This window comes from Thermomonospora sp. CIF 1 (assembly GCF_001896795.1).
Classification (GTDB): Bacteria; Actinomycetota; Actinomycetes; order Streptosporangiales; family Streptosporangiaceae; genus Thermomonospora; species Thermomonospora curvata.
Genome location: NZ_MOYN02000006.1, coordinates 71,915 through 96,514, shown reverse-complemented (window position 1 = coordinate 96,514; position 24,600 = coordinate 71,915). Strand labels below are relative to the sequence as shown.

The window sequence follows — 24,600 nt, the reverse complement described above, 5'->3', positions numbered from 1 at the left end:
GCGTGCGGACCTGCCTCGCAGGCATGTCACATTTTCTCCGGCCTGCGCCGCTTCGGTGACCGCGAGCGCCGCAAAGGTGCCGGACTCGTCTCAGAGCGCGCGGACCACGTCGGCCTGCAGCCCCTTGGGGCCCTGCACGGCGGTGTACTCGACGCGCTGTTCCTCCACCAGGGTGCGGAAGCCGCGCATCTGGATGGCCGAGTGGTGGACGAAGATGTCGGCGGAGCCGTCATCGGGGGAGATGAAGCCGAACCCCTTGTCGGGGTTGAACCACTTCACGGTTCCCTGAGCCATTCGGGTGTCTCCTTCGTGGATGATCTTGTGGACCGGCACGGACGTGCCGGTTTGGCCTACGGCCGCACACCATCGAAGGACTTGATCGGCCCCCGAACGGCGAAGCGCCCGCTCGTCAAACCCTGCGGCGCTTACACGTTCGCAAACTTCGACTGCAACCACAGGCTACAGCGTCCGGGGAGCCGTGGATATTCCCACGGCCTCGATCGGGCGCGGTGAGCGTGTTGCGATCAACTCGTTGCACGCGCCCTCTCCCGGAGCTCCACCCGACGAAGTACCTTCTTACTTACCACGTGGAGAGCCCGGCCCTCCCCGCTTCGCTCTCTTCATCCCGTTCGTGCGCACCCTGGGCACCCGTAACCCTTTTGGCGATCTGTCGATAAGTATTGGCAGATCGCCAATAAGTCTCTAGGGTGATCCAGGACACGTGGGACGGGGGTGCCCGCACAGCGCCGTGGCCGTGATCACCCCCGCTGAACTCCGCGCCGGACGCCGCGGCGTCCCGAGGGCATGGAGGGGGTGAACGCGATGGTCATGGCACAGGTCCCGGTACGGATCCACGGGCTGCTCAACCAGGTCGGCGAGCTGTTCGTGGTCGCCCTGGAAGGGCTGCGGCGCACCTGGGACGTGCGGACCTGGTTCTGGGAATTCGTCGAGCAGTGCTGGTTCCTGGCCCGGGTCACCAGCATCCCGGTGATCTTGGTGGCGCTGCCGCTGGGCGCCACCGTGGCGCTGCAGGTCGGCCAGGTCGCCGCGCAGCTGGGCGCCCAGTCGGCCACCGGCGGCGCGGTGATCGTGGGCCTGGTCCGGGAGGTCGCCCCGATCGCGGCGGCGATGATCATCGCGGGGGCCGGCGGCTCGGCGATGACCGCCGACATGGGCACCCGCCGCATCCGCGACGAGCTGGACGCCATGGAGGTCATGGCGATCAACCCGATCCACCGGCTGGTCACCCCGCGGCTGTGGGCCGCCAGCCTGATCTCCACCCTGCTGGTGTCGCTGGTGGTGCTGTCGGGCGCGGCCGGCGGGTTCGTGTTCAACGTGCTGCTGCAGGACGTCACCCCCGGCGCCTACTTCGACGGCGCCACCTCGCTGCTGCAGACCTCCGACCTGGTGGTCACCCTGCTCAAGGCCTGGCTGTTCGGCATGATCGCCGGGATCGTGGCCTGCTACATGGGCATGAACTGCGCCTCCACCCCCGTGGGAGTGGGCCGGGCGGTCAACCAGGCCATCGTGGTGGCCTTCCTGCTGGTGTTCGCCCTCAACTACGTGATCACCACGGTCTACTTCATCGCCTACCCCCCGAAGATCGGATGAGCGGAATCATCACCCCCACCCGCGCCGTGCGCGGCGGTGCGCGGATGGCGAGCACCGCGGTGCACCGGACGGCGGACCTGGCCGGCTGGCCGGTGTTCATCCTCCGGGTGATCGTCCACATCGCCGTCGACCTGATCTGGCGCCGCAAATACGGCAAGGTCGTCGCCCGTCAGGTCAGCGACGTGGTGGTGGGCGCCGGGGCCACCGTGGTCGGCGGCGGCATGGTCTTCGTGATCTTCACCATGTCGTTCTTCGTCGGCACCGAGATCGGGCTGCAGGGCTACACCGGGCTGCGCTCCATCGGCGCCGAGTCGTTCATGGGGCTGGTCGGCTCGTTCGCCAACGTCCGCGAGATCACCCCGGTGATCGCCGCGGTGGCGCTGGCCGCCCAGTGCGGCTCGGCCTTCACCGCCGAGCTGGGCGCCATGCGCATCTCCGAGGAGATCGACGCCCTGGAGGTGATGGGCATCAGCTCCTTCACCTACCTGGTGTGCACCCGGGTGCTGGCGGCGCTGATCGCGCTGGTGCCGCTGTACCTGATCGCGCTGTTCGCCAGCTTCTTTTCCACCCGGCTGATCACCACCCAGTTCTTCGGCCTGGCGCCGGGCGTCTACGACTACTACTTCCAGCTGTACCTGCCGATGATCGACCTGGTCTACAGCTCCATCAAGGTGGCGGTGTTCGCCTTCGCGGTGATCGCCATCCACTGCTACTACGGCTACTACGCCACCGGCGGGCCGGCGGGCGTGGGCCGGGCCACGGGGCGGGCCATCCGGCTGTCGATCATCGTGATCGTCACCTTGAACCTGCTGCTGTCCTACCTGTTCTGGGGCAACGGCGAGACGGTGAGGTTGACCGGATGAACGGCGAGATGTCGCTGCGCCGCAAACTGGTGATCACCGCGATCACCCTCGCCACCGCCGCGGCGCTGCTGCACGTACTACTGGCCCGGCCCTTCGCCGACCCGGGGACGCGCCTGGTGGCCGAGTTCGGACGGGCCGGGCAGGGGCTCGGCGACAACGCCCCGGTGAAGATCCGCGGCATGGACGTCGGGAAGGTCACCAAGGTCGAGCTGACCGCCGCCGGCCGGGTCCGGGTCACCATGCACATCGACCGCAAGGTGCGGGTGCCCGACACGGTCACCGCCGCCATCGAGCCCACCTCGGTGTTCGGGCCCAAATTCGTCAACCTCAAGCCCGGACCGCACGAACACAGCGGGCCGTTCCTGGCCTCCGGCGCCACCATCACCCGCACCGCCGACCCGCGCGACCTGTCGGACCTGCTGGGGGACGCAGGCGCCACGCTGGCCGCGGTGGACCCCGACGAGGTCGCCACCATCATCAACACCCTCGCCCAGGGCCTGGACGGGCAGGGCCGCAAACTGCGCCAGACCATCGACTCCACCGGCGTGCTGCTGAACGTGGCCCACCGCAACCGCGCCAACGCCCGCCGCTTCCTGGCCGACGGCGCCGACCTGGCCGAGACCGCGGCCGCCTCCGGCGGCGACCTGCTGACCATCGTCTCCGACGCCAACACCCTGATCAGCGAGACCGCCGCCGGCGGGGAGGACCGGGTGGGCCGCTTCGCCGACGGGCTGTCGCAGGTGTCGGCGCTGGCCGCGGGCGGGTTCGACCGGCGCAGCGGGCAGCTCGGCGAGGGGTTCCGCTCCGGCGAGCGGGCGGTGGCGATCCTGTACTCCCAGCTCGGCCTGCTCGGCGACGGGGTGCGCGCCGCCAACCAGATCCTGCCCGCCTACGGCGAGCTGACCAGCGTGCCCGGGGTGGGCGGCAAGAACTACCTGAACGCGCACGGCTGGCTGCCCGGCAGCCCGTGTGAGCTGATCATCGGGCTGTGCGGCCGGGGAGGACGGTGAGATGGCCGACGTTCCCTCCCAGATCCGCGGACGTTCCACGCTGCTAATCAAACTGGTCGTCTATGTGGCGGTGACCGGGCTGCTCACCGCGTTCATCGGCGCCCAGATCGCCAAGGTGAGCCTGTCGGGCGGCTGGTCGCTGAGCGCCACCTTCGACGACGCCAGCGGGCTGGCCCGGGGCGACCAGGTGAAGATCGCCGGCGCCCCGGTGGGCCGGGTCGACGAAGTGAAGGTCGTCGACGGCAAGGCCCGGGTGAAGATGACCGTGCGGGACTCGGTCAAGATCCCCGCCGACAGCACCGCGGCGATCCGCTGGCGGGACGCCATGGGCCAGCGGGTGGTGTACCTGATCCCCGGCAGCAGCACGACCATGATGCGGCCCGGGGCGCACATCAGCCGCACCAAGTCGGTGGTGGACGGCGGGGAGCTGGTCAACCAGCTCGTCCCGCTCACCGAAAGCCTGAGCGGCGAGCAGGTCAACCGACTGCTGGTCTCGCTGGCCCAGGCGGTGGACGGCAACGCCGCCGACATCGACCGGCTGATCGGCGACATCGAGCTGCTGTCGGCCACGCTGAGCCGGCGGCGCGAGTCGCTCAAGCAGATGATCGACGACTACGCCACCGTCAGCGAGATCATCGCCCGCCGCGACAAGCAGATCGCCTCCGTCGTGGACGACCTGGTCACCCTCAGCGAGGCGTTCACCGACAACCGCAAGCTGATCGACGACACGCTGGTGGAGCTGGCCGCCATGGCGCGCACCTCCGATGCGGTGCTGGCCCGCAACACCGCGCAGCTGGAGCAGGTCATCGCCAAGCTGGCGGTCTTCTCCTCGGGCGTGCGCCGCAACTACCGCAGCGTCCAGCAGGTCATGGAGCTGACCAAGCCGAAGCTGGAGCGCATCTTCGCGGCCGCCGACAACGGCGAGTACCTGGAGGTCGCCATTCCCTGCCTGACGCTGGTGGCGCCTCCCTGCCCCTACCCCACCCGGCTGCCCGGCCCGCGCGAGGGCGTGGGCAAGGTCGACACCTTGCCGAAGCTGCAGCGGCTGATGGTCGGAGGAGGCGACTGATGGCGCTGAAATCCTTCCGCGACCGCAACCGGATCGCCGTCGGGCTGGTGTCCGCCGGCACCCTCATCGCCCTGGTGGTGTCGGTGTACCTGATCGGCACCGAGGGCCTGCTGCTGCGCCGGTACACCATGTCGGGGGTGTTCGCCGACAGCGGCGGGCTGCGCGCCGGCGACCAGGTGCGGGTCGCCGGGGTGGACGTCGGCGAGGTCACCGAGGTCAAACCCGACTATGACAACGGCCGGGTGATCGTGACCTGGAAGGTCGACTCCGACGTGGACCTGGGGGTGGGCACCCGCGCCGAGATCAAGGTCTCCAACGTGCTGGGCGGCCGGTACCTGCGCCTGTCGGGCCCGGTGGGTCCCAGGCGCATGGCCGACCTGCCCGAGGAGCGGCGGCGCATCCCCATCGAGCGGACCTCGGTGCCCCACACCGTCAACGACATGCTCAAAAGCTCCACCGAGGCGATCAACAAGCTGGACACCAAGAGCATCCGCACCATCGTCGAGGAGCTGGGCGGCATCGGCGAACGCGACCGCGACCGGCTGTCACGGGCGCTGACCAACCTGACCGAGCTGGCCGAGACCGTCAACGAAAGCAGTCCCCGCATCCGCGAGCTGCTGGACAACGGCGAACGCCTGGTGCACCTGGCCCGCACCAAGGAGCAGCAGCTCATCGCGCTGATGAACAACGTGCGGGCGCTGCTGGAGGAGCTGCGGCTGCGCCGCGCCGAGCTGTCGGCCTTCCTGGGCGGCGGCAACGCCACCGTCAACGCCATGACCACGCTGATCGACCGGCAGCAGGCCAAGCTCACCCAGATCATGGAGGACCTGCAGGTCACGCTGGCGGGCCTGCGGCCCGCCAACGACGAGCTCAACGAGCTGCTGGCCTGGGCCGGGCCCACCCTCGGCGGGCTGGCCGCCGCCGGCGGCAAGGGCCCGTGGATCGAGCTGCTGGCCACCGGGCTCGGCCCGATCTCCCCCAAGGACCTGGGCGACCTGGCCCGCCGGCTGCCCCGGCAGCAGGGAGGCACCCGATGAGACGAGTGATCGCGGCGCTGGCCGCGCTGACCATGGCCGCCGCCACCGGCGGGTGCTCGGTGATCGACGGCGGCGGCACCTACCGGGTGACCGTCTACTTCAGCAAGGCCCCCTCGCTGTATGAGCGGTCGCAGGTCAAGGTGATGGGCATCCCCGCCGGCACCATCACCGACATCCGGCACGAAGGCGGCCGGGTGCGGGTCGAGCTGGACATCGACGAGGAGGTGCCGCTGCCCGCCGGCGTCCACGCCACCATCATGTCGGCCAACGCCCTGGGCGAACGCTTCATCCAGCTCCACCCGGCCTGGAAGAAGGGCGAGCCCAAGGCCCGGCCGGGCACGGTCATCCCCATCGAGCGCACCGAGCTGCCGGTGGAGATCGACGACGCGCTGGACGCCTTCGGCAAGCTGGGCGACTCCATCGACCCCAAGAGCCTGGGAGATTCCATCGCCAGTGGCGCCGACGGCCTGCGCGGCAAGGGCGGGGACATCAACCGGGCGCTGCAGGCGACCGCCACGCTCACCTCCGACCTGGCCGCCCAGGACGAGCGGCTGGTCAAGCTGGCCCGGGAGCTGCGGTCGCTGGCCACCACGTTGAACGAGCGGGAAAAGCGGCTCACCGAGCTGATCGACTCGTTCTCGGCCACCAGCCGCCAGCTCGCCGAGGAGCGGGCCGAACTGCAGCGTTTCATCGTGGGGCTGGCCCAGGCCATCCGCAAGAGCGACGTGCTGATCACGTCCTTGCGGGAGACGCTGCCCGGCACGGTCGCCGACATGTCCAACATCATCATGACCCTCAAGGCCAACGCCGGGACGCTCAACCAGACCATCGAGGCGCTCGCCGAGTTCACCGACGTGGCGGTCCAGGCCTGGGACAGGGAACGCCACGTGGCCACCGTCCGCGTCGTGGTGCACGGCACCGTCCGGGTCTGGCTGCAGCCCCTGTTCGACGCGCTGGGCTGGGGCACCGTCCCCTGCCTGCCGGACAAGCAGCTGGGCAACTGCACCGAGGGGGAAGGGCCATGAGACGTTCCGCCGCCGTCGCCACCGCCCTGGCCGTGACGCTGGCCGCAGGAGGCACCGGCTGCTCGGTGCAGACCGCCGGCGCCCCCAAGGGCGGCATGACGCTGAGTGCGACGTTCGAGGACGTGCAGACCCTGACCACCGGGCACAGCGTGCAGATCTCCGACGTGAAGGTCGGCACCGTCACCAAGATCGAGCTGAGCGGTTACCGGGCCCTGGTCACCATGTCGCTGGAGAAGGGCCGGCGCATCCCCACCGGCACCACCGCCACCATCTCCCGCACCTCCCTGCTGGGCGAGAACTACGTGCGGCTGGACCCGCCGCCCGGACGGGACCTGAGCACCGGCCCGTTCCTGCCGGACGGCGCCCACCTGTCGGCCACCTCGGTGCAGCCGGACCTGGAGCAGATCACCGAACGGGTGGGACCGCTGCTGGCCGCCATCAGCGGGCAGAACCTGCAGACCATCACCTCCGAGGGCGCCACCGCCGTCTCCGGCAAGGGCAAGCAGCTCAACACGCTGATCAAGAAGGCCGCCCAGGTCACCGACAGCTACGCCGCCGCCAACGCCGACCTGGCGCGGGCGCTGGACGCGCTGGCCGAGCTGGGCGGCACCCTGGAGGGCGGGCGCGACCGGCTCGACAAGCTGCCCGGCAACCTGCAGCTGGCCACCCAGCGGCTGAAGAACGAACGCGCCCAGCTCAAACGGTCGGTGCAGGAACTGCTCAAACTGGCCCGGTCGATCAATGACAACGTCCACCTGCGGCACGGCAAGCGCCTGGAAGCGGTGCTGCGGCGCGCCGAGGAACTGATCGACGCCGCCGTCCGCGGCCGCGAGCAGCTCAAGGCGCTGACCCTGTCGATATTGAAGCTGCTGAAGGGCCCCTCGGTCTCCTACAGCGGGCAGGCGCTGGTCATGGTCTGGCTGAAGGGCTTCCTGCCGCCGGCCGGCGGCGCCTCCGCCTCCCAGGGCCGCGCCGACTCCGGCGGCCCGCTGCGCGACCTGCTGGAGCCGCGGTCATGAACCACCAGCGCCGTATCGTCATCAACCTGGTCTTCTTCGCCGCGCTGGGCGTGGTGCTGGCGATCTGGGCGGTCACCAGCATCATCGACATCGACGCGCTGCGCCGTCCGGTGCCCGTCACCGCCGAGTTCGACTCCTCCCCCGGGCTGAGCCCCGACCTGGAGGTCACCCACCTGGGCGTGCGGGTCGGCAAGATCGGCGAGGTGCGTCTCAAGCCCGGCAGCGTGCACGTCCGCATCGATCTGGACCGGGACGCGCGGGTGCCGTCCACGGTGGGCGCGCGGGTGATGCGCAAGTCGGCCATCGGTGAGCCCCACATCGAGCTGACCGCGCCGCCGCCCTCGTCGGCCGAGCCCCGCCCGCTGCGGGCCGGGGACCACATCCCGCTGAGCCGCACCACGGGCACCGCCGATTACCAGAAGCTGTTCGGCACGCTCGGCGACACCCTCAAGGCGGTGGACCCGCGCGATGCGCAGACCCTGGTCCACGAGCTGGCCACCGGGCTGGAGGGCCGCCAGGACTCGCTGCGCGACGCCATCGCCGACACCCACCGCCTCACCGGCGCGCTGGCCGGTGAGGCCGGCACGCTGGACGCGCTGTCGGCGCAGGTCACCCGGCTCACCGGCACACTGGCCGGCCGCCGCTCCCAGATCGCCTCGGGAGTGCACGACCTGGCGCTGGTGTCCACCCAGATCCGCCGCTCCCGCCGGGACCTGGAGACGGTGCTGGATGAGGGACCCGACTTCCTGACGCAGGTCCACCGGCTGCTGGAAGAGGCCCGGCCGGGACTGGGCTGCCTGCTGACCGCGGCGGGCGCCCCCAGCGAGCCCTTGTTCACCCCGGCCAACGAGACCAAGATCCACCACGTGCTGACGATGGTCCCGACCCTGCGGGCGCTGGTGTCGGACATCACCGTCGTCGAAAGCGGCGCCCGGTGGGCCAGGATCATGCCGGTGCTCACCATCGCCGGTCCCGACCAGGCCGCCGAGTTCGCCAAGCCCCGCCCCAAGCCCAAGGCCGAGCCGCTGAACGTCTGCCCGGCCACCCCCGGCGCCTCCTCCCGGCAGGCCGGGGCCTTCGCCGCCGGCGGCAAGGCGGGCACCGCCGGCGGCTCCTTGAGCGAGCAGGGCGCCACCGCGCTGCGCAAGACCGCCGGGGAGCAGGGCGCCGAGCCCTCCCCGCCGGCGCGCACCGCGCACCTGTTGCCTCCGCTGGTGGCGGCGCTCATCCTCATCATGGTCGCCGCCCGTTTCCTGCGTACCGTGATCCGCCGCCGGCCGGGTCGCTGAACCCTCGGGAGAGCTCATGACCACCAAGACCGACACGCCGCAGCAGGAGCCGAACCCGTCGATCTCCTGGCTCGGCGACGACACGGCGCCCGCCTCCGCGCGGCCCGCCGGGGACGCCGCGGAGCAGACCCCCGCCGAACCCGCCGCCGAGGAGAGCGCCGGGCAGAGCAAGCCGCCGTCCACCGGCAAGGACGGCTCCGCCGCCGCGGACGCCGCCTCGCCCGAGGCCACCGGGCCCGACGACGCCGAACCCGCCGTCAAGACCGTCCAGGCCAAGCGGGCCGCAGACGGCGGCGGGAAGCGGCGCAGGCCCACCGCCGGGATGCTGCTCAAGGCGGCGGTGGCGGTGGCGCTGGTGGCCTCCACCGTCACGGCGGGGCTGCAGTGGCACCGGGCGGAGACGCTGGCCGCCGAGCAGGAGGCCCGCCGGCAGGTCCGGGAGCGGGCCGGGCAGTTCGGGGTGGCGCTGCTCAGCTACCGCCACAACGACCTGAAGGCGGCCCGGGAGAAGGTGATGTCCATGGCCTCGGCGGACTTCGCCAAGACCTACGACGTGGCCTTCACCGGCGGCCTGGAGGGCGTCATCACCCAGCTGAAGGCCGACGCCACCGCCACGGTCAGCGACGTCTACGTCAGCGAGCTGTCCGACACCACCGCCAAGGCCATCGTGGTCCTGGACTCGGAGGTGCGCAGCTCGGCCGGCACCCGCCGGGTGGTGGGCTCGTACCTGGAGATGGACCTGGTGCTGCAGAAGGGCGAGTGGATGATCACCGACGTGTCGTCCATCGGGGCGCTGGACGAGCAGATGACCGACACCGGCGGCGGAAAGGACTCCGGCAAGGGCGACCGGTCCCGGGCAGCGGAACCGTCCGCCTCCCCCCGCCAGTGACCGGGGTATGGTCGGCGAGTCGACAGGTCACCGGGCGAAGCGCCGACAATGACGGGGACGCTTTGACTTTTTCCCACGACCGAAGCCGAGGGGTTCCGGTCCGCGCGGGCCGGAACCTCCCGTTTGACGGGACGAACCCAAGGACGGGTCTTGCACGGCCTCCACAGACCACGCCTCCCGGCGGCCCGGTCCCGGTCACCGAAGATCATCGCCGACACGGCCTTCCATGCGGCCTCATGCCGCGTCCTTTCCCTCACATGCCAGTGGAGGCCTCCACGTTCGGGGAGTTGTGATGAGCAAAGCCACCGCCGACGGCGGCCGGGCGCGCAGGGTGCGCAAGGAGCCGGACGAGCGGCGCGACCAGATTCTGCGGTGTGCCCGGGAACTGTTCAGCAAGCACCCCTATGAGGCGGTCTCCAGCGCCCAGATAGCCGACGCCGCCGGGGTCAGCCGCGGCCTGCTCAACCACTACTTCGGCACCAAGCGGGGGCTGTACCTGGCGGCCGTGCGGCAGATGCTGAGCGTGCCCCCGCCGCCGGTGCCGGCGTTCGTGGCGGGCGCCACCGTGCGCGACCGCGTCGCCCAGGCCCTGGACGCCTGGCTGGAGCTGCTGGAACGCAACCGGGGGACGTGGATCACCGCGCTGGACATGATGGCCTCCGGCGGTGACCGCGAGCTGGGCCGGATCCTGGACGAGGCCCGCGACCGGGCGGTCGCCCGCGTCACCGAGATCGTCGGGCTGACCCCGCTGGCCGCCGAGCACCCGGAGGTGCTGTCGGCGCTGCGGGGGTTCGCCGGGATGGCCATGGACACCAGCCGCGAGTGGCTCAAGTACGGCCGGCTGACCCGCGCCCAGGTGCACATGCTGCTGGAGCAGACCATCCTGCACCTCACCGAGCACCTCATCCCCCGCCTGGTGGCCGAGGCGGACCGGCCGGCCGCCGCCGAGGCCTCCCCGTCCTCGGTGTGACGGCGGGCCGGAAAAACCCGACGTCCTCCCCCGCCTGCGTACGAGGGAGGACGTCGAGGCCCCCGATTCGGTCAGCTCAACCGGTGACCGGCAGGTCCCGCGGCACCGGGGTGGGCTTGGGCGCCTCGGGCTTGGCCGGCTTGGGCTGCGGCTTGGCGGGCTTGGGCTCGCACGTCACCGAGGCGACGTTGAGCTGCTGCCCCTTGCCGTGCACGCCGGGCAGGTTGAGCTGCATGGCCGTGACGGTCACCCCGCCGTTGGCGGTGCGCTCCTGGCGGTTGAGGATGAGCGAGGCGTCCCCGACCCCCTTGATCGGCACTCGCAGGGTGCTGTTGGGCGGCGGGCTGACCGCCAGCGGCCGGCCGGCGATGCGGGCGTTGCCCAGGTAGGACGAGCCCTTGCCGGCGTGGCACCTGGCGCTGACCGTCTCGGCCCGCAGCAGGGCCTTGGCGACCTCCAGGTCGGAGACCCGGGCGTGCCCGTGCCGGCCCCGCGCCGAGGTCTCCAGCGCCGAGGCGTCCACCAAGGGGTTGTCGGGCAGCCGGGTGACGCTCTGGCGGGTGGGCCCGTTGCCGGACGAGGACACCGACGGGGTGGCCGGCAGGTTCACCAGACCGTCGGCGGTCAGGCCGTAAGCCGAGCCGTGGCCGCCCGGGTCGGCATACGAGATCGGTGCCGCCGCGACGATCAGCGGTGCCGCGAGTACCCCGGTGATGACGGCCGACCTGGCCGCAGATGACATACGCACTTTGCCTCCTTGAAAGATGGGCGGTCGTACCCGGAATCAGGTTGAGAGCGGGGTCTGTGGACGGGTCCTTCAGGTGACGAGGACGGGAGTGCCCAGCGGGACCTTCGACAGCCGGTCCAGCGCCTCGTCGGGCACCCGGATGCAGCCGTGGGTGACGGCCTTGCCGAAGACCGACGCATCGCGCCAGCCGTGGAAGGCGACCGTGCCGGGCCCTCCCCCGAAGGTCTCCAGGGTCTGCGAGTGCGCCCCGACCGGAATGACCAGCGGGCCGTAGGTGGCGTGGGACGGTTTGAGCAGGGCCAGCAGGAACGTGCGGCCGGCCGGGGTGGGCGTCTCGTCGGCGCCCACCGCCACCGTCCAGCTGCCGACCTGCCGGCCGGAGCGCAGCAGGGTCAGCCGGCGTTCCTGCCGGTCCACTGTGACCAGGTAGGGGGTGTGCGCGACGGTCAGCGCGCTCTCGTCCCGCCGGATCCATCCGGTCACCCCGTTGGGGCGGCTGGGCAGCAGCACCCGCAGCCACTCGCCCCTGGTCTCCACCACGGGAACCCAGGTGGGACCGTCCAGCTGCCGGTCGGGCAGCGCCGCCACCGGCGGCCCGCCCGGCTGTGCCGACACCGGAAGCGCGGCGTTCGGCCGCACCACCGTGCCGTCGGTCGCCGCGGACGGGGCCGGATCCTGCGGCAGCCCGCGCAACGTGGTGAACGTCGTGGCCCGCGGCAGCTTCGCAAGGTCCACGGCGACGCTCGGCTCGGCCTGCGGCCGCTGCTCGCCGCCGCTTCCACCGCCGCTTCCGCCGCCGCTCCCGCAGCCGCCGGTCGCGAGCACGGTGACGGCCGCCAGGGCGGCGGCCCCCGCCCGCACGGCACGCCATCGGCGGACGTGCCGCTTCGGCCGCACCGCAGCCGGGCGCGGCCGTCTGGAACGTTCGGTCACGAGAAACTCCAAGCCGGGACTTCCCGACGGCAGATTTGATCACCCAGTGCGATCGGTTAATCACACTGGAGTCAGATGTCTACCATGAGTGACCGCCGCATTGCACAGGGAAGCCGAATTACGAAAGGGAAAACTTTCCGCCGCCGCTCCCCGAGCACGCCGGCGACCTGCGCAATCGCCGTTTGCCGCAGATGACCGGCAGGAAACGGAAGCGAGGATTTGCCCGAAGTGGCAGCGGGACTTGCAACCTGCTGCAACATCAGGTGCTTTCACCCCACCGCCGCCGAAGCCGGGACGGATTCTCCCCAGCCGGGATCGGCACCGTGACCTGGGACGATATGGCACTCGGCGGCTTTTGAGGCCACCGGTCAAAAAAGGCTTCAATTCTGGGCGAAAAATCAGTTGGCCCGCAGGCGGAGCAGGCTCTAGGGTCGGCAGACATGCACACCTGCGCTGCCCCTCCCGGCGGTGCGGCCGCACCGGCCGCCTGCGCGCCGGCGTTTCGCCGGCTGCGCACGAGGCCGGCCTCAGGCCCGCACGGCCGCTGAATCGCCGACCGCGACGGTTCTTCTCGCCACCTGAGTGAGGGACGGCTTCCCGGGCACCCGTGAAATATCCGGGAAAGTCGCCGTTTTCGCTGCGTTCTTTCGCGTGCCGTCGCTTCTGCGCGGGCCTGAGGGCTTCAGCCGCCCTTGACCGCCGTGGACGGACGGTTCGGACGTCTCCACCCCTGTGCGCCGTCCGTCCCCGTCGCCGGCCCGTGCCGGCAGCGAAGGACAGCGATCGTGCAACGCAGGAGAGGCAGCAGAACAAGCGCGCGCACCGGGCGGGACTGGACCCGCCGCAGCCTTTCGCAGAACTTCCTGGCCGACCCGGCCGCCATCGGCCGCTACGTCCGGGTCGTCACCCGTGATCTGCCCGGCGGGGCGCTGGTCGTGGAGGTGGGAGCGGGCGATGGACGCATCACCCGGGCGCTCGCCGCACACGCCGGGGCCGTCATCGCCTATGAGATCGATCCCGTCCTGGCCGGACGGCTGCACGCGGCCTGCCGTCCCCTCGGCAACGTGCGGTGCGTGCCGGGTGATTTCCTGAGCGCCCGGCCGCCCGCCCGGCCGTTCCACCTGACGGGCAGCATCCCCTATGCGGCGACCTCCCGCATCATGGACTGGGCGCTGGCCGCGCCGTCCCTGGCCTCGGCCACCTTGATCACCCAGCTGGAGTACGCGCTCAAACGCACCGGCGGGTACCGGCGCTGGAGCCGGCTGACCGTGCTGACCTGGCCGGTGTTCACCTGGCGGCTGGCCGGGCGCATCGACCGGCGCGCCTTCCGCCCCGTCCCGCGGGTGGACTCGGCGATCTTGCGCATCGAGCGGCGGGAGCGTCCGCTGCTGCCGCCCGGCCTGCCGGCGGGCTACCGGCGGTGCGTGGAGATCGGCTTCGGCGGCCGCGGCGGAACCCTGCACGCCTCGCTGCGCGGCGCCTACCCGCGTTCCCGGGTGGACGCCGCGTTCGAGGCGGCCGGGCTCGGCCGGGACACCGTGGTGGCCTACGTGCACCCCGACCAGTGGGTGCGGCTGTTCAAGGCGCTGCGCGGGCCGGGCCGCAGGCCGTCCCCGGCGGCTCCCGGGGACGGCCTGCGGCAAGGGCTTACAGCAGGGAGGTCAGCAGCGCCCTGGTGCGCTCGCTGTCCTTGCCCTTGGAGAAGTCGCCGGCGACGAAGTCGGTGACGCCGTAGTCGGCCAGGGCCCGGATGCGGGCGCCGACGGTGTCCTCGTCGCCGATGATGGCCACGTCCTCGGGGGCGGCCACGCCCTCGCGCTCGAGCATGGCCCGATAGGACGGCAGGGTGCCGTACACCTGGTAGACCTTGGCGGCGCGCTGCCGGGCGGCGTCGACGTCGTCGGTGACGCACACCGGCAGGATGGCGACCACCCGGGGCGCGGGACGCCCGGCCTCCTGCGCGGCGGCGGTGATGGTCGGCACGATGTGGTCCCGCAGGGTGACCGGGCCGGTCATCCAGGTCACGGTGCCGTCGGTGCGGCTGCCCGCCAGCTTGAGCATGCGGGGGCCGAGCGCGGCCACCACCACCGGGACCCGGCCGGTGCGGGGGGTGGACAGCGTGATGTTCCCCGCCAGGGTCTCCCCGGTGAACTGGGCCGGTTCGCCGTCCAGCAGCGGCAGCAGGACCGACAGGTACTCGCTCATGTGCTTGAGCGGGCGGGAGTAGTCCAGGCCGTACATGGCCTCGATCACGACCTGGTGGGACAGGCCGATGCCGAGGGTGAGCCGCCCGTCCAGGGCCAGCGCCGCGGTCAGCGCCTGCTGGGCGAGCACCGCCGGGTGACGCGGGTAGGTGGGCACCACCGAGGTGCCCACCTCGATCCCGGGGACCTGGCTGCCGGCCACCGCCAGCGCGGTCAGCGCGTCCACGCCGAAGATCTGCGTCACCCACGCCGAGGCGAAGCCGTCGTCGGCCGCCCGCCGCAGCTCGTCGCGGAGCCTGTGCAGGGCGTCCGGGCCGCTGGGTTCGTTCAACACGATTCCGATACGCAAAGCCGCCTCCCTGTGATCGCGGTCATGCTACGCCGCGCCCGGCGGCCGGGACGATCGCGGGGTTTTGCGGACGAGGCGTCTTCGGGCCGCCCGCCGGCCCTCCCTTCGGGGTGCCTCGCCGGAGGGAGGGCCGGGGCGCTCAGCGGGCGGGGACGGCCACGCGCATGGTCAAGACGCCGTCGCGTTCTTCGACCGGGGTGCCGAACTCGGCGGAGGCGGCCCGCAGCCGGTCGCGGATCCAGGCCCGTTCGTGCTCGACGGCCAGGCGGGTGCGGCAGTAGTCCAGCGCCAGCGGGACGGCGGTGATCTCCCGCGGCCCCGCGGCGTCCAGCGTGACCAGCCACAGCAGGCCCAGGTCGTTGTGCAGCTGGGCGTCCACGGCGTAGTCGTCGATGAAGTCGCCCAAGTCGTACAGGATCGGGCCGTCCACGCCGTGGAAGACGTGCGCCGAGTGCCCGGCGACCAGCGTCGCCCCCGCCTCCAGCAGCTGCCGGGCCGCCCGGCGCACATACGGCAGGGGCTCGGCGGTCATGTTGGGCCCCCAGTGCGGGGTGACCAGCACGGCGTCGCAGCGGGCGCGCAGGTCGGCGATCCGCTCGCGCACCCAGTCCGGGACGCCGCAGGAGAGGTCGGCGTAGGCCACCCCGGGGCGGTCCGGCCCGGCGGCCATGTCCGCGGGGTGGTCGGTGAGCCCGAGCACCCCCAGCCGCATCCCGCGGGCCTGCAGGATCACGCCGGCCCTGGCGTGCTCGGCGTCCGGGCCCGCGCCGACCGTCTCGATCCCGGCGTTCTGCAGGTGCTCGCAGGTGTCCAGCAGGGCGTCGGGGCCGAAGTCCAGGGCGTGGTTGTTGGCCAGCGTGACGCAGTCGATCCCCAGCCAGGCCAGGGCCTGGGCCGCCTTGGCCGGGGCGCGGAAGTGGAACAGCTTGCCCGGCGACCGCCAGGGGGCGCCGCGTTCGGAGATGCAGCACTCCAAGTTGAGGACGGCCAGGTCCGCGGTGGCGAACCAGTCCCGCACCGCCGTGGAGAACAGGTCGTGGGAGGCGGCCACGCCGAGCCGCTTGGCCACGTCCCGGCCCAGCATCGCATCGCCCGCCAGCGCCAGCGTGATCGACATACCGTTCACCCCATTTCCGGGCACAACTCCCCATAAAGGGGTTTTCATGTCACTTACCCGGAATTTCACAATTCAGCCGGGGCGGTGTCAGCGCAGGCGGCGCAGGAAGGGATCCCAGGGGCGGTTCGGCACCAGCCGGATGCGGGCGTCCACCGCGACGACCCCGTCCGGACGGGCGATCAGCGGGTTGAGATCCAGCTCGGCGATCTCGGGGCGGTCGGCGGCCAGCCGGGACAGCCGCAGCAGCGCCTCGCGCAGCGCGGGCAGGTCGGCGGGCGGACGGCCGCGGTGCCCCCGCAGCAGCGGGGCGGCGCGCAGCCCGTCGATCAGCTCCTCGGCGTCCACGTCGGTCAGCGGCGCCATCCGGGCGCAGCGGTCGCCCAGCACCTCGGTGGCCACCCCGCCGAGCCCGAGCACCACCACCGGGCCGAAGATCTGCTCCTGAATCACCCCGGCCAGCACCTCGACGCCGTCATCGGCCCGTTCGCCCACCATGGCCTGCACCAGCACCCCTTCGAGGGCGTCGCCGAAACGCTCGGCCAGCTCCCGGTGGGCGCGGCGCACCTCCGCTTCCCCGGACAGGCCGAGGCGCAGCGCCCCGGCCTCGGTCTTGTGGACGACACCGGCGGCGTGCGCCTTCAGCGCCACCGAACCGCCCAGCTTGCGGGCGGCGGCGACGGCCTCCTCCTCGGTGCGCGCCCACCGCCACGGCGCCATCGGCAGCCGGTAGGCCTCCAGCAGCTCCATGGCCTGGTCGGGGGGCAGCCAGCCGCCGTCCGGGCACCGCTTGAGGAAGCCGCCGACGATCCGGTCCGCCCGCTCGCGGTCCAGGTCGGTGAACACCGGCTCCGTCCCCTGGGGGCGGCTGCGCCGGCGTCCATAGGAGGCGGCGTGGGCCAGCGCCGCCGCGGCGTTCTCCGGATAGGCGTAAGAGGGCACGCCGTCCCGGTTCACCGTCACCGTCTCGGCCTGCCCCAGTGTGACCGCCACCAGCGGCTTGCCGCCGCACCCGGCGACGGCGGCCGGCCTGCCGACCGCCGTGGGGACGGCCACCGCCATGACCGCGTCCACGCCCTCGTCGGCGGCGACCGCCGCCAGGGCGGCGCGGAAGGCGCGCGGCGGGACGGCGGCGGTGGCGTCCACCGGATTGTCCAGCGACGCCCCCTCCGGCAGCAGCTGCCGCAGCCGCCGCCGGGTGGACGCCGACAGCTCCGCGACGATCAGCCCCCGTTCGGTGCAGGCGTCGGCGGCCAGCACCCCGGCGCCGCCGGCGTTGGTGACGATGGCGACTTTGGAGCCGCGCGGGTAAGGCTGGTGCGCCAGCAGCGCCGCGGCGTCCACCAGCTCCCCCAGGTCGTCGGTGGCGACGATCCCGGCCTGGGCGAACAGCGCCCGGCGGGTCACCTCGGGGGTGGCGACGGCGGCGGTGTGGGAGGCGGCGGCCCGCCGTCCCGCCTGGGAGCGCCCGGCGATCACCGTCAGCAGCGGCATCTTGCGGCCCACCCGGCGGGCGGTGCGGGCGAACTTGCGCGGGTTGCCGAACGACTCCAGGTGCAGCACGCCCAGCCGGGTGACCCCGTCGGACTCCCACCACATGAGCATGTCGTTGGCGCTGACGTCGAGCTTGTCGCCGACCGAGGCGAAGGAGGAGATCCCGATGCCCAGCCGCGACAGGTGGTCCTGCAGCGCGATGCCCACCCCGCCGGACTGCACCACCACCCCGGCCGTCCCGGGCCGGGGGTCGCGCGGCGTGAACGTGGCGTCCAGCCCCGCCCCCGGGTCGGCGACGCCGATGCAGTTGGGGCCGACCAGCCGCATGCCGTAGCGGTGGCAGGCCTCCAGCAGGCGCCGCGCCTGCGGCTCGGTCAGGCCGGAGGAGATCACCACCAGTGCCCGCGCCCCGCGCCTGCCGCACTCCTCGGCGGCCTGCGGGACGATGTGGGCCGGGACGGTGAGGACGGCCAGGTCGGGCGGCTCGGGCAGCTCGGCGACCGACGGCACGCACCGCACCCCCTCCAGCTCCCGCCCGGCGCGGGGGTTGACCGCGTAGACGGGGAACGCGGCCGCCGCGTGCAGCCGCCGCAGCAGCGCGTTGCCGACCGAACGCCGCCGCCGGCTGGCGCCCACCACCACCGCGCTGGCCGGACGCAGCAGCGGCCACAGGCTCTCCACGGTGGCCAGCCGCTCCCGGCGTCCCACCGCCTCCAGGTACTCCTCGCTCTGCTCCAGCGGGATCTCCACCTCCACCAGGTCGGCGCGGTCGGTGCGGCGCACCGACATCCCGGTGTCGGCGAGCACCCGCAGCATCGCCTCGTTGCGGGCCAGGGTGTCGGCGCGAAAGCACCGCACGCCGCGGGAGCGGGCCAGTGAGCCGAGGTGTTCCAGCAGCAGCGTGCCCACGCCCCGGTGCCGCATCCAGTCGGCCACGACGACCGCCAGGTCGGCCACGCCGTCCTCTTCCGTGGGCTCATAGCCGGCCACCCCGATCAGCTCGCCGTGCAGCCACGCCCCCAGCGCCGCGTGGTCGGGTCCCGGCGGGCGGCACAGCTGCCACGCCGCCCGGTCGGCCATGCCCGGGTCGATGGTGAAGAACCGCAGATACCGACTCTCCGGTGACAGGCCCGCGTGCAGGGCGCGCACCTGCTCGCGGTCCGCACCGGTCAACGGGCGGATCTGGATCTGCACGCCGTCTTTCAGCAGTGCGCTGACCGGCTCGGCCGAAGTGACATCGAGGTGCACCTGGGTGGTCATACCGCCAGCGTGCGCCGCCTACCGCCCGGTCGAGCAGCGGCTAAAGCCCGCGGCCTGCCGGGACTTTCGCCCCCTCCCCGCCGGACGCCGCGCAAGGAGGCTGGAAATGGGAATGACGGGAAGGTGGGTGCGATGGAGCGGATGAACACGCTGGATGCGGGGTTCTACTTCGCCGACAGCGAGCAGGCGCCCTTGCACATCGCCTCGATCACGGTGCTGGAGGGGCCGCCGCCCTCCCGCGAGGAGATGCTCGGCGTCCTCACCGCCAAGCTGCCCAAGGTGCCGCGCTACCGGCAGCGGGTGCGCACCGTGCCGCTGAACCTGGACCTGCCGGTATGGGTGGACGATCCCCGCTTCCGGCTCTCCTACCACCTGCGGCACACCGCCCTGCCGTCCCCCGGGGGACGGCAGGAGCTGCAGAACCTGGTCGGGCGGATCATGAGCCAGCGGCTGGACCCCACCCGGCCGCTGTGGGAGATGTGGGTGGTCGAAGGGCTGGCCGGCGGGCAGTGGGCGCTGATCGCCAAGGTGCACCACTGCGTGGTGGACGGCGTCGGCGGCAGCGACCTGCTCACCGCTTTGTTCGACCTGGAGCCGCTCCCCGTCCCCGCCGCCGCCCGTCCCCCGGGTCCCGGAGAAGAGTCGGCCCCTTCCCGGCTGGCCCTGGCGATCAACGGGCTGGGGCAGAGCGTGGCGGTGCCGGCGGGCGCACTGGCCCGCAGGCTGACCCGGCTGCCGGCGCTGGGGCGGCCCGACCGGCTGCGCGAGGCCCGCGAGTTCACCGAGGGACTGCCGCAGACCGTCCAGCACATCACCCGACCCCCGGTGCCGTCGCTGCGCGGCCCCACCGGCCCGCACCGCCGCTGGATCGCCCTGCAGACCGAGCTGGACCGGGTCAAGGCCGTCCGCCGCGAGCTGGGCTGCACCGTCAACGACATCATCCTCGCGGCGGTCACCTGCGGTTTCCGGGAGCTGCTGGGCGCCCGGGGCGAACTGGAGGACGACACCACCGTCCGCTCCCTGGTGCCGGTCTCGGTGCGCACCGACGGGCAGGCCGGCGAACTCGGCAACCGGGTCTCGGCCCTGGTGGTCGAACTGCCCTGCGGCGAACGCGACCCGATCGTGCGGGTGGCCCAGCTGCACGGCCAGATGGCCCAGCTCAAGCAGACCCATCAGGCCGCCGGCGCCGACGCCCTGGTACGCCTGGCCGGCACCGCCCCCACCATGCTGTCCCTGGCCTCCCGGGCGGTGATCACGGTGATGCGCACCATGTTCCAGACGGTCACCACCAACGTTCCCGGCCCCCAGTTCCCGCTGTACATCGCCGGCCGCCGGGTGACCGCCCTCTACCCTTACGTCCCGATCGCCGCCGGCGCCGGCATCTCCACCGGCATCTTCTCCTACATGGGCCACCTGTGCTTCGGCGTGACCGGCGACTTCGACACCACCCCCGACCTGCAGACCTTCGTCAACGGCATCGCCACCGGCCTGGACGAACTCGCCGCCGCCATCCCCAACGGCCGCTGACCCCCACCGTTGGCCTGTGAGCGGTCAGTTCCGGTTCCGCCGCTCCGACCGCTTTGGATGACCGGCTGCAACGAGGGTGACCCAGATGGTCTTCCCGGCGCCGTCGATCAAGTACCAGACACGGCCCCGGCCTTGGCGTTCGCTGCGCGAACGGTCCATCCCGTGGGGCGTCGGATCTCCTCGCCCCGTCCGCTCATGCGCCGTTATCGAGGGGCCGGCCGCCGGTGCCGTCGAACGGGTCGGACAGGACGCGGGCGGTCTCCGGGTCGCTCCAGGCCAAGGCGGTGGACATCCAGGAGCGGCGGGCACGCGCATAGGGCAGCAGCTCTCCGGTGTCGGCGCCGGCGAGCAGGTGAGCGAGCAGTTCCCGCACGCACTGCCGACGCTCGCCCTCCGGCAGCCAGACGAGCCAGGGGAGGTCCTCGGCGAGGGCCTTCTCGGCGAGGACCCGGTTGGCGCGGGCGACGATCGTCATGGAACGGGCGAGGGTGACGAGCGCGTCACGTGCGGCCCGGTAACGCTCGTCACGGACCAGCCAGACGTTCTCGGCGTCCCGGCGTTCCAGCAGCACATCGGCGTCGTCCAGCTCAGCGAACACCTCGTTGCGGTCGCGGGCGAGGGTGCTGAACGGGAAGGCCTTCATGCACTCATGCTGACCGAGTGATGCATTAATGCAACACTAACGCATCACTCACTGCCCGGGGCGTTCGTCCAATCGACCTGCACAAAAGCCCTCTCCCTGCGGGGCAGGGAGGGGGTGGGGGGTGGAGGGTCGAAGAGGTCACCCTGGGCGGCTCACTTCAGGATCGGGAAGCGGCGGACCAGGGCGGTGCGCTCCCACATCGCGCCCAGGCCGAGGGTGTCTCCGGCCTTGACCAGGGCCAGGCCGATCAGGACGAGGGCGTAGATGATGTGGTCGTCCAGGATCGGGTTGTTTTCGGGGGGCAGCACGGCGGTCCACATCATCACCATCAGCAGCGTGCCGCTGGCGGCGGCGATCCGCATGCCGATGCCGAGGGCCAGCGCGGTGCCGATGCCGAGCAGGCCCAGCATGAACAGCCAGTCCACCCAGGCCATGCCGGCCAGGCCGTGGTAGAAGTCGGCGAACGGGCCGCTCGCGGCGTTCTTGAGGAATCCCTCGGTCGGGCTGCCGCCCTCCAGCCACGCCTTGGCCGCCGGGGTGCCGTGGCCCAGGCCGAAGGTCTTGTCCAAGAACGCCCACAGGAAGATCCAGGCCAGTCCCAGCCGGGCCGCCGCCCACACGTACCGGGCGGCAGGGGGTTCGGTCAGCGGGGCGGCCAGGTGCGGACGGGGGAATCCGCGATGCTCACCGCGAGTTTTGTCGCCGGCTTTTCCTTCCAGGACGGCCATTGCAGTCACCTTCTCGGGGTCGGTGTCCGTCTGCTTTCGACGCCCTCAGTCAATCCCTCCGCACTAAAAGACAGGAGGGCACAACGGACCCCGCCGGAGGGTCTTTAGCCCTGATTTCTGCGGGCACATCGGCCCGTTTCACCGGCGACCCGATTCGGCCGGAAAACAGTATCCGCAGGTCAGGAATCGGCGGCCAGCGGCACGGTCCACACCAGCCGGGCGCCGCCTTCGGGACGGTTCTGGACGGTGAAGGTGCCGCCCAGGCGCTGGGCGCGTTCGGCCATGTTGCGCAGGCCGCTGCGGCGGCCGCCCTCGGGGATGCCGACGCCGTTGTCCTCCACCCGCAAGGTCAGGTCGCTGTCGCCGACGTCCACGCTCACCGACGCCTCGCTGGCGTGGGCGTGGCGGGCGACGTTGGACAGCGCCTCGTGGGTCACCGCCAGCAGGTGCTCGCCGATGCTCTCGTCCACCGCGGTGTCCAGCAGGCCGTCCAGGCGGACCGAGGGGGCGAAGCCCAGGTTCTCGGCGGCGGCGTCCACCACGTGGTGCAGCCGGCTGCGCAGGCTTTCCTCATCGGGCGGGGTCTGCAGGGCGAAGATGGTGGAGCGGATCTGCCGGATGGTGTCGTCCAGGTCGTCCACGGCGCGGCGCACCCGCGCCTGGGCGTCGGGGCGGTCGATCAGCTTGGCGGCGCTCATCAGCGTCATCGCGGTGGCGAACAGCCGCTGGATGACGGTGTCGTGCAGGTCCTTGGCGATCCGGTCGCGGTCTTCCAGCAGGGTGAGCCGTTCGGCGTCGCGGCGCCGCTCGGCCAGCTCCAGCGCCACGGTGACCGGGCCGGCGAACGCCTCCAGCAGCCGCCGGGCGTCCTCGCGGAACGGCAGCGACTGCGGCTTGTCGGCCACCCAGATCACGCCGCGGGCGGTGCTGCCGGTGCCCAGCGGGACGATCAGCACCGGGCCGACCCGCAGCTGCGGGTCCTCCACCAGCGGCTGCCCCTCCACCAGCGAGGACGGCTCCCCGGAGCGGTAGACCTGCAGCGCCTCCGCCGGCTGCTCCATGGGCACGCGCCGGCCGGTGAAGCGCTCGGCGTCCTCCCCGGCGGCGGCCTCGATCACGAACTCCCCGGCGTCCTCGTCGGCCAGCGCCACCATCGCCAGCTCCGCGTCGCAGATCTGCCGGGCCCGCTCGGCCACCAAAGCGATCACATCGGAACGTTCCCGGCCCGACAGCAGCGCGGTGGTGACCTCGCCGGAGGCCGCCAGCCACCGCTCGCGCTGCCGGCCGGCCTCATACAGCCGGGCGTTCTCGATCGCCACGCCGGCCGCGGTGGCCAGCGCGGTCAGCACGATCTCGTCTTCTTCCTCGAAGTCGCCGCCGCCGACCTTCTCGGTCAGGTACAGGTTGCCGAACACCTCGTCGCGGACCCGGATCGGCACGCCCAGGAACCGCTTCATCACCGGGTGCCCGGGCGGGAAGCCGTAGGCCTCGGGGTGCTTGGTCAGGTCGTGCAGCCGCAGCGGCCGGGGGTCTTTGATCAGCAGGCCCAGGATGCCGTGGCCGTGCGGCCAGTGGCCGATGGCGTCGATCTCCTCCTGGGTGACCCCGACGCTGACGAACTGCACCAGCCGTTCGCCTTCTTCGCCGATCACCCCCAGCGCGCCGTAGCGGGCGTCCACCAGCGTGGTGGCCGCCTCGGTGATCCGGCGCAGCACCGTCTCCAGGTCCAGGTCCCCGCCGATCGAGACCACGGCTTCCAGCAGCGCGTGCACGCGGTCACGGGTGGAGCGGACGGTCTCCAGACGCGCTTGCAGCTCCGTCAGAAGATCGTCCAGTTTCAGTTGTGGAAGTAGCAGTCTCGCCCGGTCCTCGCCTGCACCCTGTTCCGGAGCCACGGCTTCATTGTAGGTAGCACCCCCTCTACTGCCGGATTCGGGACCTTGGTCCCCCTATATTCGGGACGTTCGAGTTCTCCCCGCATCGGGTACGGCGATTAACGTCAGCATCGCGCCCCACAAGGGCCGGTCCGGATCGACGAGTGAGGAAGCATCATGAGCGCCGAGCAGTCGCAGGATCAACGGACCATCCGGGTGTTCCTGCTGGACGACCACGAGGTCGTGCGGCGGGGTGTGGCCGCGTTGCTGTCCGCCGAGGACGACATCGAGATCGTCGGCGAGGCCGGGACCGCCGAACAGGCGCTGGCCCGCATTCCGGCGGCCCGTCCCGACGTGGCCGTGCTGGATGTGCGGCTGCCCGACGGCGACGGGGTGAGCGTGTGCCGGGAGATCCGCTCCCGGATGCCCGAGGTCGCCTGCCTGATGCTGACCTCGTTCGAGGATGAGGAGGCTCTTTTCGACGCGGTCATGGCGGGCGCGGCCGGCTATGTGCTCAAGCAGATCCACGGCTCGGACCTGGTCGGCGCCATCCGCACGGTGGCCTCCGGCCAGTCGCTGCTGGACCCGCAGAGCACCGCCAAGATGCTGCAGCGGGTGCGCGAGCGCGCCGCCCGCAAGGACCCGCTGGCCTCGTTGACGGATCAGGAGCGGCAGATTCTGGAACTGATCGGCGAAGGGCTGACCAACCGGCAGATCGGCGAGCGCATGTTCTTGGCCGAAAAAACCGTCAAGAACTACGTTTCGAATCTCTTCACCAAGCTCGACATGCGCCGCCGCACCCAGGCCGCCGCGCTGGCCGCCCAGCTCAAGGCCGACCGGGGCAGCCTGTCCCGCTGAGCGCGCTCCGCGGCGTTGTCCCAGGCAGGCCCCAGGAAGGGACCTTCGTCCCTAACGGGCTGCGTATGCCCGGGGCGAGACTGGAG

The 24,600-nt window shown here is 71.9% G+C and carries 21 protein-coding genes and 1 pseudogene; 13 read left to right on the top strand and 9 right to left on the bottom strand.

What is annotated here, in order from left to right:
* Window positions 1-90: 90 nt before the first annotated feature.
* A complete protein-coding gene (locus BUE48_RS02590) occupies window positions 91-294 on the bottom strand; it encodes a cold-shock protein (protein ID WP_012850902.1) in 204 nt (67 codons plus the stop codon).
* 528 nt (window positions 295-822) lie between these two features.
* On the opposite strand from BUE48_RS02590, the gene BUE48_RS02585 reads away from it, so the two are divergent.
* The 10 genes from BUE48_RS02585 (at window position 823) to BUE48_RS02540 (ending at window position 10,782) form a co-directional block, all read left to right on the top strand.
* Window positions 823-1,611 (top strand): MlaE family ABC transporter permease, encoded by a 789-nt coding sequence (locus tag BUE48_RS02585; RefSeq protein ID WP_012850901.1) that lies wholly within the window; start codon window positions 823-825, stop codon window positions 1,609-1,611.
* Window positions 1,608-2,474: an ABC transporter permease gene (locus BUE48_RS02580; protein WP_012850900.1), complete on the top strand. Its 867-nt coding sequence runs from the start codon at window positions 1,608-1,610 to the stop codon at window positions 2,472-2,474. The genes BUE48_RS02585 and BUE48_RS02580 overlap by 4 nt, the downstream gene beginning before the upstream one ends.
* On the top strand, window positions 2,471-3,484 hold the full coding sequence (locus BUE48_RS02575; protein ID WP_286988665.1) for an MCE family protein: 1,014 nt from the start codon (window positions 2,471-2,473) through the stop codon (window positions 3,482-3,484). Before BUE48_RS02580 ends, BUE48_RS02575 begins: the two co-directional genes overlap by 4 nt.
* 1 nt (window position 3,485) lies before the next feature.
* Entirely contained in the window at window positions 3,486-4,553 is a 1,068-nt protein-coding gene (locus tag BUE48_RS02570; RefSeq protein WP_286988663.1) for an MCE family protein, read from the top strand.
* Window positions 4,553-5,590, top strand: a complete 1,038-nt coding sequence (locus tag BUE48_RS02565; RefSeq protein WP_286988661.1) for an MlaD family protein — start codon at window positions 4,553-4,555, stop codon at window positions 5,588-5,590. The genes BUE48_RS02570 and BUE48_RS02565 overlap by 1 nt, the downstream gene beginning before the upstream one ends.
* Window positions 5,587-6,615 (top strand): MCE family protein, encoded by a 1,029-nt coding sequence (locus BUE48_RS02560; RefSeq protein ID WP_012850896.1) that lies wholly within the window; start codon window positions 5,587-5,589, stop codon window positions 6,613-6,615. Before BUE48_RS02565 ends, BUE48_RS02560 begins: the two co-directional genes overlap by 4 nt.
* A complete protein-coding gene (locus BUE48_RS02555; RefSeq protein ID WP_012850895.1) occupies window positions 6,612-7,634 on the top strand; it encodes an MCE family protein in 1,023 nt (340 codons plus the stop codon). Before BUE48_RS02560 ends, BUE48_RS02555 begins: the two co-directional genes overlap by 4 nt.
* Window positions 7,631-8,923 (top strand): MlaD family protein, encoded by a 1,293-nt coding sequence (locus BUE48_RS02550; protein ID WP_286988658.1) that lies wholly within the window; start codon window positions 7,631-7,633, stop codon window positions 8,921-8,923. Before BUE48_RS02555 ends, BUE48_RS02550 begins: the two co-directional genes overlap by 4 nt.
* A 16-nt stretch (window positions 8,924-8,939) precedes the next feature.
* Window positions 8,940-9,812, top strand: coding sequence for a hypothetical protein (locus BUE48_RS02545; protein ID WP_012850893.1), 873 nt, complete (start codon window positions 8,940-8,942; stop codon window positions 9,810-9,812).
* 292 nt (window positions 9,813-10,104) lie between these two features.
* A complete protein-coding gene (locus tag BUE48_RS02540; RefSeq protein ID WP_012850892.1) occupies window positions 10,105-10,782 on the top strand; it encodes a TetR/AcrR family transcriptional regulator in 678 nt (225 codons plus the stop codon).
* A 76-nt stretch (window positions 10,783-10,858) separates the two neighbouring features.
* Here BUE48_RS02540 and BUE48_RS02535 read toward each other — a convergent pair whose 3' ends face one another.
* Together BUE48_RS02535 and BUE48_RS02530 are read right to left on the bottom strand one after the other, a co-directional pair.
* The gene (locus BUE48_RS02535; protein WP_012850891.1) at window positions 10,859-11,524 is read right to left on the bottom strand and encodes a choice-of-anchor P family protein; all 666 of its coding nucleotides are present in this window, start codon (window positions 11,522-11,524) and stop codon (window positions 10,859-10,861) included.
* A gap of 75 nt (window positions 11,525-11,599) precedes the next feature.
* On the bottom strand, window positions 11,600-12,463 hold the full coding sequence (locus BUE48_RS02530; protein WP_012850890.1) for a L,D-transpeptidase: 864 nt from the start codon (window positions 12,461-12,463) through the stop codon (window positions 11,600-11,602).
* Between the two features lie 785 nt (window positions 12,464-13,248).
* On the opposite strand from BUE48_RS02530, the pseudogene erm reads away from it, so the two are divergent.
* Window positions 13,249-14,052: pseudogene (gene erm, locus BUE48_RS02525) on the top strand (ErmE/ErmH/ErmO/ErmR family 23S rRNA (adenine(2058)-N(6))-methyltransferase); the annotation flags it as partial.
* A gap of 58 nt (window positions 14,053-14,110) precedes the next feature.
* Here the strand turns inward: erm and BUE48_RS02520 are convergent.
* The 3 genes from BUE48_RS02520 to BUE48_RS02510 form a co-directional block, all read right to left on the bottom strand.
* The gene (locus BUE48_RS02520; RefSeq protein WP_286988656.1) at window positions 14,111-15,016 is read right to left on the bottom strand and encodes an LLM class F420-dependent oxidoreductase; all 906 of its coding nucleotides are present in this window, start codon (window positions 15,014-15,016) and stop codon (window positions 14,111-14,113) included.
* 139 nt (window positions 15,017-15,155) lie between these two features.
* A complete protein-coding gene (locus tag BUE48_RS02515) occupies window positions 15,156-16,133 on the bottom strand; it encodes a CapA family protein (protein WP_012850887.1) in 978 nt (325 codons plus the stop codon).
* Window positions 16,134-16,220: 87 nt separating this feature from the next.
* Window positions 16,221-18,884 carry a bifunctional acetate--CoA ligase family protein/GNAT family N-acetyltransferase gene (locus BUE48_RS02510; protein ID WP_012850886.1) on the bottom strand — a complete coding sequence of 888 codons (2,664 nt, stop codon included), beginning with the start codon at window positions 18,882-18,884 and terminating at the stop codon, window positions 16,221-16,223.
* Window positions 18,885-19,016: 132 nt separating this feature from the next.
* Between BUE48_RS02510 and BUE48_RS02505 the strand changes: the two genes are divergently transcribed.
* Complete coding sequence (locus BUE48_RS02505; RefSeq protein WP_286988654.1) at window positions 19,017-20,411, top strand: WS/DGAT/MGAT family O-acyltransferase; 1,395 nt, start codon at window positions 19,017-19,019, stop codon at window positions 20,409-20,411.
* A gap of 193 nt (window positions 20,412-20,604) precedes the next feature.
* Here BUE48_RS02505 and BUE48_RS02500 read toward each other — a convergent pair whose 3' ends face one another.
* From BUE48_RS02500 to BUE48_RS02490, 3 genes are all read right to left on the bottom strand, one after another.
* A complete protein-coding gene (locus tag BUE48_RS02500; protein ID WP_012850884.1) occupies window positions 20,605-21,054 on the bottom strand; it encodes a hypothetical protein in 450 nt (149 codons plus the stop codon).
* A gap of 152 nt (window positions 21,055-21,206) precedes the next feature.
* On the bottom strand, window positions 21,207-21,782 hold the full coding sequence (locus tag BUE48_RS02495; protein ID WP_012850883.1) for a membrane protein: 576 nt from the start codon (window positions 21,780-21,782) through the stop codon (window positions 21,207-21,209).
* 179 nt (window positions 21,783-21,961) lie between these two features.
* The gene (locus BUE48_RS02490; RefSeq protein ID WP_012850882.1) at window positions 21,962-23,677 is read right to left on the bottom strand and encodes a sensor histidine kinase; all 1,716 of its coding nucleotides are present in this window, start codon (window positions 23,675-23,677) and stop codon (window positions 21,962-21,964) included.
* 156 nt (window positions 23,678-23,833) lie between these two features.
* Between BUE48_RS02490 and BUE48_RS02485 the strand changes: the two genes are divergently transcribed.
* Entirely contained in the window at window positions 23,834-24,514 is a 681-nt protein-coding gene (locus BUE48_RS02485; protein ID WP_286988650.1) for a response regulator, read from the top strand.
* Window positions 24,515-24,600 lie beyond the last annotated feature (86 nt).